The organism is Sphingobacterium sp. IITKGP-BTPF85 (assembly GCF_001006065.1).
Taxonomy (GTDB): domain Bacteria; phylum Bacteroidota; class Bacteroidia; order Sphingobacteriales; family Sphingobacteriaceae; genus Sphingobacterium; species Sphingobacterium anhuiense.
Genome location: NZ_ASZT02000022.1, coordinates 26,206 through 38,378 on the forward strand (window position 1 = coordinate 26,206; position 12,173 = coordinate 38,378).

A 12,173-nucleotide genomic window follows, 5' to 3' on the forward strand; every position below is an offset into this window, starting at 1 on the left:
ATGTACAGAATTATAAAAAGAGGAAAAACGATCATCCTGGATAAAGACCGGGCTCTCTATATACCGGAATATCACATGCTGGTCATCAGTGATATTCATTTAGGTAAATCCGGACATTTTAGGAAGGAGGGATTACAGATTCCTAAACAGGTGTCCGATACCGATATGCTGCGCCTGGATAAACTATTGGAAGTTTATAATCCCAAAACCTTATTGGTAACAGGTGATATGTTTCATCACGATCATAATCTGGATCTGGAAACATTTCGTGAATGGAGAAAGAAGTATGCATCATTAGAGATTATTCTAGTGAAGGGAAATCATGAAAGATTATCCGTTCTATTCTATGAGGAACTCGCTATAAAACTGTTTTCAGATTACTATGAACTGGGTGAGTTTTGTTTTGTTCATAATAGAAAAGATGCACCAGATCGGGGGAAGTTTATATTTTCAGGACATATACATCCAGGTATCTTGTTAAAAGGGAAGGCCCGACAACGGATAAAATTACCTTGTTTTGTCTTTGATGATACGGCGGCACTTTTACCTGCTTTTAGTTTGTTTACAGGATTGTCTCTAATCGAACTTACTAAAGAAAAGGAAGTTTTTGCGATAACAGCTCAACGGGTACTCCCAATGGGAACACGCAGAGCTGAAATTTGAATAAACTGACCTCACTAATCTTATTGCTATTCTATTTCTGAGCAATGATCTCACTTAAAATAAGGGTAAATCAAATTAACCCTTATCAAAATAATAGATCGTATTTCTGATTCGATGTAAATTATTTATAATATTATTTACTTCTCAATACCTGTGTTTTTTATGTCCCTATAAAAAATAGCAACCAAAACCTGCCGCATTTTAAGTCAATTAAATCCTTTTCGAAGAGTAATAAGAAATAAAAATGTTTGGAGATATGAAAATTTGTTTATACTATTGTAGTAGGATAGAATAGTATAGACTCCTGTGCTACTTTATCTCATAAACCAACTATAAAATAATAACTAATTATGAACGATTATTTGTATCATCAATTCTGTAAATGGCACAGATTAGGTATTGTCTTTTTTTTCTTACTCATTTCTAACCTTGCATGTGGTCAATCACCATCATTTGAATTAAAAGGTATCGTACTGGATAGTGTGAGTCAATTGCCAATTTCAAATGTTACCATTGCAATAAAAGGAAAAAAAGCATTAGTATCCACAGATTCGCAAGGGCAATTTTTAATTAAAGAAGCGCATATTGGCGATGTTTTGCAATTTACTTCGGTCGGATTTGAAAGTAAATCCGTTAAAGTTGAAAATCAAACTAGGTTAACCATTTATCTCGCATCTTCGAGTTCTAGTTTGGATGAAGTGACTGTTGTTGCCTATGGCACGCAAAAGAAAACCAGTATGGTTGCTTCGATCACTTCGATCAATCCCAAAGAAATTAAAGGTCCCACTTCCAATTTGACTTCTATGTTGGCGGGGCGTGTTGCCGGTTTGATCGCTTACCAGCGAAGTGGTGAGCCCGGTAATGACAATGCATCTTTTTTCATCAGAGGTGTTGGATCATTTGGAGCAGGAAAAAGGATCCACTGATCCTGATTGACGGAATGGAATCTAATACAACAGCATTAGCAAGGTTGCAACCAGATGATATTGCCGGGTTTTCAGTTTTGAAAGATGCCGCAGCTTCAGCATTATATGGAGCTAGAGGTGCAAATGGGGTTGTGCTTGTCAATACAAAAAGTGGTATCGTAGGAAAGGCTAAATTTAATGCACGATTTGAAAATTCAATCTCGACCAACACGCGTAATTTTAAATTTGCAGATAATATTACTTACATGAAGATGGCCAATGAGGCTGTCTTAACGCGCGATCCTAGAGGTACACTTCCTTATAGTCAAAATAAAATTGACCATACTGAAAATGGTGACGATCCACTTCTATATCCGAACAATAATTGGATAGATCAATTAATAAAAGATCACACCAATAATCACAACGTTTTAATTTTAACGTGTCTGGTGGTGGAAATTTAGCGCAATACTATGTTGCAGGTACTTTAAATAGTGATAAAGGGATTTTAAAAACGGAACAAGGGAATAGTTTTGATAATAATATTAATTTAAAGAATTACTCGCTACGTTCAAATATCACGCTTAATATTACGCCTACAACGACAGGGATTATTCGTACATCTGCTCAATTTGATGATTATACCGGTCCATTAGGTGGATATGATAAATGGGGTAATTTGATCAACGGCGGTCAACGTGTCTTTCGCGAAGCGATTTGGTCTAATCCGGTGATGTTTCCAGCCATCTATCCGTCGTCTTATTTGCCTTATTCGACACATCCGTTATTTGGTAATAATTATATTCCAACAACTAAGACCTTGTATAATAACCCATATGCTAATATGGTAAATGGTTTTCAGGAGTACAATAGTTCAACTGTTAATGTACAACTTGAACTAAAGCAAAACTTTGACTTTCTGACAAAAGGTTTGTCCGCGAGATTAATGGCTTACACGCAACGCTACTCTTATTTCTCCGTTATGAGAAGTTTCAAACCGTTTTACTATAATTTAGTCAAGATACCGGGAACTGATAATTCGATATTAAGTCTGCTGAATGAAAATGAAGGGACAGAATATTTAGATTATAATCAAGGTAATAAAATATTGAATACGACTACCTATGGAGAGTTTGCTCTTAACTATAACCGTACGATAGGTGAAGATCATGATCTAACCGGGATGTTGATAGGTATTATTCGGAATTATCAAACAGCAAATGGAGGAGATCTGCAAGCTTCTTTGCCCGCACGAAACCTTGGCGTATCGGGACGTGTACATACGCCTTTAAGAATAAATACCTTTTCGAGTTTAATTTCGGTTATAACGGATCGGAGCGTTTTTCCAAAGATCATCGGTTTGGATTTTTTCCATCATTTGGTGTAGGTTGGAATCTGCATGAAGAAAAAATGTTTGATTTTATGACTTCTTCTGTCTCGAGATTGAAATTTAGGGCCACATATGGTTTGGTTGGTAATGATCAGATTGGAGATGAAAATGACCGGTTCTTTTACCTGTCTCAGGTCAATCCAAACAATAGCGGTAAGGGATTTTCATGGGGAAACAACTGGGATTATTCTAGACCAGGCTATTCTATATCGCGTTACGAGAATCGTGATATTACCTGGGAAAAAGCAACAACATTTGATGCCGGATTTGATCTGAACTTAAAAAACGGTTTAGGTGTCGTGTTTGATTATTATGATTCAAAACGGACTAATATTTTAATGGTGCGCTCTAATATTCCTTCGACTACTGGTTTTCAGGCAAATATCCATGCCAACCTAGGTAAAGTGCAAAGTAGGGGATTTGATCTGGCATTAGATTACAATAAATCTTTTGAAAACACGTGGTGGACACAGTTAAGGGCAAATATGACCTATGCCACTAACAAATTATTGGTCAATGAAGAGCCTAATTATCCTGATAATCTCAGTTACCTCACACATTTAGGACTTCCGATAAAGCAGGGATATGGATTAATTGCAGAAAGACTATTTGTTGACGATATGGAAGCCGAAAATTCGCCATTGCAAAACTTTGGTGGTGCTTTTAGAACAATGGGAGGTGATATCAAATACAGAGATGTAAATGGCGATGGTAAAATAACAGATCTGGATAAAGTGCCAATTGGTTATCCTACCGACCCGGAAATCATCTATGGTATGGGATTTTCAGTTGGTTTTAAAGGATTTGATGTAAGTGCATTTTTACAGGGTTCGGCACGGTCTTCATTTTTTATTGATCCGGGTAACATAACACCATTTGCCATAAATGGGCCTTATCAAAATGGACTGTTACAAGAAGTGGCGAACAGTTACTGGTCCGAGGACAATCAAGATACTCGTGCATTCTGGCCTCGGTTGACGGATGGTTTTAATAATAACAACAATCAGTTTTCAACATGGTGGATGCGCAATGGTGCTTTTCTGCGCCTAAAATCTGTTGAGCTGGGTTATAATGTATCGGATAAGTTTCTGACCAGACTAAAGATGTCAAATGTTCGCTTTTATGTCAATGCGATGAATCTCGCAGTATGGAGCAAATTTAAAATGTGGGATCCGGAAATGGGTGGTGAGGGCTTAGGATACCCAGTGCAAGCAGTTTATAATGTGGGTATTAATATTGGATTTTAAAAAAGAAATGTATCATGAAAAAGTTAACTATATTAAAATCAGTGATTGTGTCAGGGGTATTGTTTCTTCAATCTTGTAGTTATTTAGATGTTGTACCCGACAACGTTGTAACTATTGATAATGCTTTTACGATGCGAAGTGAGGCCATTAAATATTTAGCAACCTGTTATTCTTATTTGCCTCAGGATGGTGATCCGACGCGTAACCCGGCTTATATGGCTGGAGATGAGTTTTGGTTAGACTATCCGACGCTCAGTATTGATGGGACGAACTGGAATATTGCCAGAGGTAACCAGAATGTCACGAACCCCTATGTCAATTATTGGGATGGCGCAATGTTTAATGGGATTCGTGACTGTAATATTTTTTTGGAAAACATACGCAATCCGGAAAAGGTACGGGACTTAACCCAAGATGAAAGAACGACCTGGGAGGGAGAGGCCTTGTTCCTAAAAGCTTATTATCATTTTATGTTGATGCGCCATTATGGCCCATTTCCGATTATGGATGTCAACTTAGATGTAAACACGTCTATAGAAGCTGCTAAAGTAAAACGTCAATCGATCGATGAAGTTGTTGATTATATTGTTAAAGTATTGGATGATGCTATAGTCAAGCTTCCCAATACCGTACAATCGCCTGTTACTGATTTAGGTCGTATTACCAAACCTATTGCTATGGGAATAAAAGCCAAGGTACTTTTGTATGCGGCTAGCCCTTTATTTAACGGTAATAAAGATTTTGCCAATTTTAGAAATGTCGATGGCAGTCTATTTTTTAATCAGAGTTTTCAAATCGAGAAATGGCAAAAGGCAGCACAGGCAGCAAAAGAAGCAATTGTAGCCTGTGAGAGTTTAGGAATCGGTTTGTATAAATTTCCAGGAACGGTATTCCCTTTGTCAGATACCACAATAACGCAGATGAGCATCAGAAATGCTGTGACTGAAAAATGGAATAAAGAAACCATTTGGGCTAATCCAACTTCTCGTGCTTGGCAGATGCAGTATTCTTCAATGGCACATATTGATCCTAATAATTCTGGAAATAATAGTGTTCATGGTACTTTAGCACCTACAATAAAAATAATTGAACAGTTTTATACGAGTAATGGTGTGCCTATAGAAGAGGATAAAACCTTAGATTTTTCTAATAAAAATCAGCTTCGGAGAGGTAACCATAGTGAACGGTTCAATAATATTGAAAATTACCAGACGGCACGTCTGCACTTTGACCGTGAAAATCGCTTTTATGCAAATGTTGGATTTGATGGAGGCGTATGGTTTATGGAAAATAGTCCGAGCCGTAGTGACGAAAATACATGGACAACTCAACTACGCTTAGGGTTATTTGGAAGTGGGATTTCCATCCCGATCACGACATACTACCCAAAGAAACTTGTTAACTGGAAATTTGCTTTTAAGGATGGCAACAGCTCCCATATAGAGGAATACCCTTGGCCAATATTAAGACTGGCAGACCTTTATCTGATGTATGCAGAGGCTTTGAATGAAAGTCAGGGTCCTGCTGAAGATGTTTTTTTGTATTTGGATAAAATTCGAGCTAGAGCGGGATTGAAAGGTGTTAAAGAATCTTGGAGTCAATATTCATTTAATAGTAATAAACCAAATACAAAAGACGGTTTGCGACTGATCATCCAACGCGAACGAAATATAGAGATGAGCTTTGAGGGCTCACGGTATTGGGATTTAAAAAGATGGAAGCTAGCGGCGCAGGAACTGAATAAGAATATAACCGGCTGGGATAGAAACCAAGATAAGGACCATCCCGAATTGTTCTATAAAGAACTCACTTTCTTTCAGCAGCGTTTTGTGGCACCGCGTGATTATTTCTGGCCAATCCGCGAAAATAACCTGCTTGTTAATCCCAATTTAGTACAAAATCCAGGATGGTAGTATGATCTTAAATCTGAAGAAATTATGAAAAATTTAATATATGTCAAAAATATAGTGCTCTTGATAGCCTTACTATTTGCTGTAAGTGGCTGTAAAGAGGAAAAAGGTTGGAACCTGCTGGAAGATGATCAAGCTAAACCGGGTGTTATCACAAACGTATCCGTGACCAACGGTTTTGGTAATGCCACGATTCGTTATTCTTTACCAGAAAGCGATAATTTGCTTTATGTCAAGGCAACTTATCAAATGGCCAATGGCGAAAACCGCGTCGTTAAATCATCGCAGTACAAAAATGAAATTCTTATTGATGGATTTCCCGATACACAGAAGCATGTTGTTAAACTATATGCTGTCAGTAAAGCTGAAATTGCATCTGACCCCATTGACGTTACCGTTGAACCAAAAACGCCAATTTTTGATCTCGTATACGGTCAGTTAAAGGTTGTCGAAACATTTGGTGGTGTTCGCATCACATCTATCAATAAGGAAAAAGGAAATATTGTTATTGTTCCCATGGTGGATTCTCTAAATAATGGGGAGTTCCTTCCTTTGGATAATTATTATAGTCAAGATTCAGTTATACTTTACAATATACGCGGATTAAAATCGAAGGAAATGAAATTCGCATTTTACATTCGTGACCGATGGCTCAATACATCAGATACGCTGTATAAAACATTGAAACCGCTGGAAGAAAATCTTTTTGATCGTCAGCAGTTCAGTTCATTGCGCTTGCCGGGTGATGCTCAAATTTTATATGGTACAGTTGAAAGTATGTGGGATGGTAATATGAATCCTTCAAGATGGCCTTCTCTTTATACAGTAGAAAGTGCCGGTACTCCGCAGTCTTTAACTTTCTCGGTCGGAAAAGAAGCAAAGATGAGTCGGATTGTCGTGTTCCCGAGGAGAGAGAACGGATTCTATGATAAGGGGAATCTCCGTGATTTTGAAGTTTGGGCAAGTAATAATCCAAATTTAGATGGTTCTTGGGAGTCCTGGACCAAATTGGCAACTTGCACAGTTCGAAAACCTTCTGGAACACCATCAGGCACAAATACCAATGCAGATGAAGTCTATGGTATAGCGGCTGGTCATTTGACCTTCCAGAAGACTCACCTAAATATAAATATTTACGGATTAGAAATCTTCGCAATTGGAGAGGCAGTTATTTTATGCAGATCGCTCAAGTACAGGTCTGGGGTGTTTATTGATAATTAAAAAAAATAAAGAATATGAAACTATATATATTCGTACTATCCTTATTCGGGGCTTGGATGTTGGCATCCTGTTCTAAAATGGATGATTTTACCAAGTACACAAATGGCCAAGAGCAAATTTATCCTGCGAAATTAGATTCCATTAAAGTCCGATCAGGTAAATATAGGGTACAGATTGAGGGTGTTTTTCGGGTGAGTACAGGAATCTCCGAAATCCGTGTCTATTGGAACAGTAAACAAGACTCCATGCGATTTCCGGTTCAACTGAAGAACGCAAATGATACCGTTCGTTGCTTGATCGAAAACCTGCCTGAAGGACCGATGAATTTTGAAGTCAGAACATTAGATCCTCAAGGAAGATTATCAATACCTACAAATCTGGTAGGATCAATCTATGGCGAGCGATATCGTGAAGGATTATTTCAGCGTTCTGTAGTGCAACAAAATTTTGTTGCAGGTCAGCAGTTGCAATTGGTAACACAGGATGTTGCCGCTACTATGGGAGCTGACGCTATGCGTATCAAGTACAAAAAAGATGATGGAAAGATGATCGATACTTTAGTGAAAACAAAATCCCAGAATGCACAAATACTTCTTTCTCATTACGCACTATATAGTGAACTGTCTTATCAGACTATTTTTAGACCAGATAGTAATGCGATCGATACTTTCGTGGTACAGCCGACGAAGTTAATACCCAAGGGAGATATTACGGCCTGGTATTTAAAAAACTTTAAGAAACCTTTTACATCTGTTGCTTATGATGGAAACCGATGGGGTACGCTGAATGACTGGATAACAAATTCAAGTATGAAAAATCACAATGGTTTTGGTGGTTTTGCTTCTGATGATGGGGGAGTAGTCAATGTGGAAGCTGGATGGGGAGCTCCTGCTATTGTAAATGGTAAAATTGAACAACAGGTTACACTTCTTCCTGGAAAATACAGATTTTTCTGTACTTTGTCAGCAACAAATTATGATCAACCTCCTGCATATCTGGTCATCAGTAAATCGAATAAAACTATCCCCGATTGGGAACAGATTAATGATGCACTATTGTATACAGAAGTGAAATCTGATGGGATTTATTTTGATATTAAAGAGAAAGTAACGGTCAATATGGGAATGCTGCTTAATTTTCAACCTGATCATTATATGAAAATTGATGCTTTTCAAATCACATTACAATAATAGATGATATAAATTATGAAAAAAATTTTAGGAATATTTTTAATACTCGCCACTTCGCTTCAGGTACAGGCTCAAATATTTGAAGTAAAAAAAAATGAACTGGTATTTAAATACGACCGAGGAACAGGGAAATATAGTGTGTCCCAAAATAATAATTTGATTATAAAAGATGCTGTTTCTTATGCAGTTCTTTCAGATGGCACGCGTGTCAGTTCTGAAAATCTGAACGGAGTTTCAAAAATAAGTGAACAAGTTGTTGCTGATGCTTTAGGAAAAGGGAAACAGTATACGGTATCTTCAAAAACTAATTCCGGTATAGAGATGAAGCAACATTTTTTCTATACGACCAGAAACCGATTATTTTAGTTCAATTGGAAATTAACGGAAAAAACATAGCAAGTAATGATATGTCTCCTTTATATATGCAGGCGAATATAAGTGGACTTGGTAAAGCATTATATCAAGTTGCTGTACCTTTTGATAATGATACTTTTATTTCTTATGAAAATGAGTCCCTTTCAAAAACAAATAAAGTAAGCGCTGAAGTGGGTGTTGTTTATGATAAGAATAGTAATCATGGATTGGTTATCGGTTCCTTAGACCAGTCTGTCTGGAAATCGGGTATATCCATTGGAGGAAATCAAAATAATTATGATTTTCTTGCAATTAGAACAGGATTTACGGATGTTAATATTACCCGAGATTCTATGGGACACGGGTTTATAAAAGGCAATCGTATTATTCGCCGAAGTATTTGATTTCTTATGTAAAAGATTGGCGTGTTGGAATGGAGGATTATGCAAAGATCCATCGCCAACTACAAACACCTTATGTACAGCAGTGGACAGCTGCTACGCCTGTTGGTTGGAACAGTTGGGGCGTGATTCAGGAAAAAATTAATTTTCAGAATGCTACCGCTACTGCACAATATTTTGAAAATGATATTCCTCATTTTCGCAATGCAGACGGTGATGCTTTTATTGATTTAGATTCTTTTTGGGACAATATGACACCAGGAGGTATGTCGGGAGATTATAGTCAACTTGAAAAATTTGTACATTATTGTGACTCTTTGGGTCTTAAACCAGGTGTATACTGGGCTCCTTTTACCGATTGGGGACATGGCAGTGGACCTAACCGAACAGCGGAGGGAAGTTCTTATAAATTTGGTGATATGTGGACCAAAACGAAAAGTGGCTATCACAACTTGGATGGTGGACGTGCTTTGGATCCTACGCATCCGGGTACATTGGCACGTATGGATGTCATATTGGGTAAACTGGTTGCGTGCGGGTTCAAGATGATTAAAATAGACTTCTTGTCACATGCTGCTATTGAGTCGACAGGGTTTTATGATAAAAATACGTCTACGGGAATGCAAGCTTATGCTGTTGGAATGAAACATCTGATAGATGTCTTGAAAGGCAAAATGCTCATTTATGCGGCGATCTCTCCATCATTAGCAACGAATCAATTTGCTCATATGAGACGCATAGCATGCGATGCATGGAAAACGCTCGACCAGACTGAATATACCCTGAATAGTGTGAGCTACGGTTGGTGGCAAACATATCTGTATGATTTTATTGATGCTGATCACCTGGTCTTTCATGACGAACCGGAAAATGTAAACAAGGCAAGATTACTTTCAGGTATTGTTGCAGGTACGATTATCCTTGGTGATGATTTGTCGAAGAAAGAAAATTGGCAAAAAACATGAATGTTTATCTCCAAGATTCAGAAATATTAAAAGTCATAGCAGATGGTAAAAGTTTTAGACCAGCTGGATTTGTGGAGGGAAAATCTGCAAACCAATGCTATTTTAAGAAATCGGGTAAGTATCTTTATGTTGCTATTTTTAATTTTAGCAATGAAAAGCAACATGTTGCTGTGGATTTCACACCTTTAGGTTTGAATCCTGCGCAACAGTATGTAGCAGAAGAATTATTTACCAAAACAAAGCAGAACATAAAATCTGATTTGCCAATTGCATTTAATGAAGGAGGCGGTAAACTTTTTAGAATCAGCCTTTAACTCCTATTTAGTATTTATATATGAAAATATCCAAAGAAGAAAATAGTGCAACTTTAATCGCGCGGATAAAACGGTTAGAATCATTAAATACACTTTCTAAACACGAGTGTATTGTTCAAGGTGTGCTGGATGCTATCGATGCAAATGAGCTAGAAGTGCATTCCAGTCTTCCATCAGTCAATAATATGATACATTACCTCGGATATGCCAGAGAAACTTTTTCAAAGGCATACCGGGATCTTATAGCGCATGGAGTTGTTGAGTCTAAAAATAGAAAAGGATATTTTGTCGTAAGTAATAACACCCAGATGAAACAAAAAGTGGCTGTCGTGTTGTATGCTTATGATACATTTCAAGATACGTTAGTATCGGAATTGCGTTCAAATCTTCCAGAAGAAGTATCCGTCGATTTATTTTTCCACCATAATAATATGGAGACTTTTGAAGATATTTTTAATCGTATCCAGGGAAAATATACGGTTTACATTGTAGCTCCTATTGAAAATAAAGCTTCGGTCCAGCTATTAAGATCCATATCTCCTTCAAAGCTTTTAATTATTGATCGTTTATTGGATTTAGGCGACGAGTATTCGTACATAGCTCAAGAATTTGAGAACTCTACTTATAAAGTTTTTGAACAGCTGTATCCTAAAATAAAAAAGTATAGAGAAATTATCTTTTATTTTAGAGAAAACACAGCAGAACCCAATGAAATCAAAAATGCATTTCTGAAATTTTTGGATAAGTATCAAATAAAGGGGCATATTGAAAAACAATATAAGCCCGGTAATTTAGAAAAGGATACGCTTTATTTTACGATTCACAATCCAGAACTGTACCTGATGCTGAAAGATATTTGCAAAAAAATGGAGATTAGGAAAGGACCTGGGGATTCTTTCTCATAATGATGATGTCATCAAAGAAATCATAAGCGGGGGGATTACAACATTTTCCACCAGTTTTCATACGATAGGTCAAGAAGCTGCAAAATTTGTTTCACAGCGGGTCCCTGTAAAAATGATTGTACCGACTGAGCTGGTAGATCGAAAATCACTTTAACAGATAAGGTAGACAAATTGATATGATAGTTGCAAGTTTTTGCTTTTTTACGGTTTTAGTAGCATTATGGTCTCTGTTAAAGTATAAATCGTATTATACGACTACATTAAGCGGTTTTTTTCTAGCCGGTAAAAGTAATAGCTTCTGGATGGTTGGATCTGCACTTCTGTTGACCAACCTAAGTGCAAATCAATTTATTGGTGAAAACGAATCTGTTTATATAAACAACTTATCTGTTATTGGATGGGGGGTGAGTTCGGTGGTCGCCATGTTAGTCGTTTCGGAGTTTCTGTTACCGATTTATTTCAAACATGGTTTTCGAACCATACCCGATTTTCTATCCCTGAGATTTAATGCGAAGACTAAGTTAATCGTTTCCGTACTTATCCTTGTTGGCTACATCGTGAATTTGTTACCTCCAGTTTTGTATGGAGGGGCGTTAAGTTTGGCCATCATGTTTGATGTACCTGCCTATTTTCAGATTAGTTATTGGCAAAGTATCTGGGTACTTGTCTGGGCTTTAGGAATTATCGGTAGCTTTATAGCATATTAGG

12 protein-coding genes and 1 pseudogene are annotated in these 12,173 nt (G+C 37.3%); all 13 read left to right on the forward strand.

The window, feature by feature from the left end; genetic code table 11:
• The 13 genes and pseudogenes from pdeM to L950_RS35095 all read left to right on the forward strand — a co-directional run bounded on the left by pdeM (position 1) and on the right by L950_RS35095 (position 12,172).
• On the forward strand, positions 1-663 hold the full coding sequence (pdeM, locus tag L950_RS06555) for a ligase-associated DNA damage response endonuclease PdeM (RefSeq protein WP_021191144.1): 663 nt from the start codon (positions 1-3) through the stop codon (positions 661-663).
• Positions 664-1,013: 350 nt separating this feature from the next.
• A complete protein-coding gene (locus L950_RS29610) occupies positions 1,014-1,589 on the forward strand; it encodes a carboxypeptidase-like regulatory domain-containing protein (RefSeq protein WP_197086287.1) in 576 nt (191 codons plus the stop codon).
• A gap of 14 nt (positions 1,590-1,603) precedes the next feature.
• On the forward strand, positions 1,604-2,032 hold the full coding sequence (locus L950_RS29615; protein WP_197086288.1) for a hypothetical protein: 429 nt from the start codon (positions 1,604-1,606) through the stop codon (positions 2,030-2,032).
• A gap of 802 nt (positions 2,033-2,834) precedes the next feature.
• A complete protein-coding gene (locus tag L950_RS29620) occupies positions 2,835-4,205 on the forward strand; it encodes a SusC/RagA family TonB-linked outer membrane protein (RefSeq protein ID WP_197086290.1) in 1,371 nt (456 codons plus the stop codon).
• Between the two features lie 14 nt (positions 4,206-4,219).
• Entirely contained in the window at positions 4,220-6,118 is a 1,899-nt protein-coding gene (locus L950_RS06565; RefSeq protein WP_021191145.1) for a RagB/SusD family nutrient uptake outer membrane protein, read from the forward strand.
• Between the two features lie 24 nt (positions 6,119-6,142).
• A pseudogene (locus L950_RS06570) lies at positions 6,143-7,329 on the forward strand (DUF5000 domain-containing lipoprotein).
• A 21-nt stretch (positions 7,330-7,350) separates the two neighbouring features.
• Positions 7,351-8,526 (forward strand): DUF4998 domain-containing protein, encoded by a 1,176-nt coding sequence (locus L950_RS06575; protein ID WP_084825391.1) that lies wholly within the window; start codon positions 7,351-7,353, stop codon positions 8,524-8,526.
• A gap of 15 nt (positions 8,527-8,541) precedes the next feature.
• On the forward strand, positions 8,542-8,892 hold the full coding sequence (locus L950_RS26040; protein WP_021191147.1) for a hypothetical protein: 351 nt from the start codon (positions 8,542-8,544) through the stop codon (positions 8,890-8,892).
• 41 nt (positions 8,893-8,933) lie between these two features.
• Positions 8,934-9,284, forward strand: a complete 351-nt coding sequence (locus L950_RS26045; protein WP_156169570.1) for a hypothetical protein — start codon at positions 8,934-8,936, stop codon at positions 9,282-9,284.
• Positions 9,281-10,246, forward strand: a complete 966-nt coding sequence (locus L950_RS26050) for a hypothetical protein (protein WP_052764339.1) — start codon at positions 9,281-9,283, stop codon at positions 10,244-10,246. The genes L950_RS26045 and L950_RS26050 overlap by 4 nt, the downstream gene beginning before the upstream one ends.
• A complete protein-coding gene (locus L950_RS26055) occupies positions 10,243-10,560 on the forward strand; it encodes a hypothetical protein (RefSeq protein WP_052764340.1) in 318 nt (105 codons plus the stop codon). Before L950_RS26050 ends, L950_RS26055 begins: the two co-directional genes overlap by 4 nt.
• A 20-nt stretch (positions 10,561-10,580) precedes the next feature.
• A complete protein-coding gene (locus tag L950_RS06585) occupies positions 10,581-11,465 on the forward strand; it encodes a GntR family transcriptional regulator (RefSeq protein WP_052764341.1) in 885 nt (294 codons plus the stop codon).
• Between the two features lie 176 nt (positions 11,466-11,641).
• Entirely contained in the window at positions 11,642-12,172 is a 531-nt protein-coding gene (locus tag L950_RS35095) for a sodium:solute symporter family transporter (protein WP_052764342.1), read from the forward strand.
• Position 12,173: the final 1 nt, after the last annotated feature.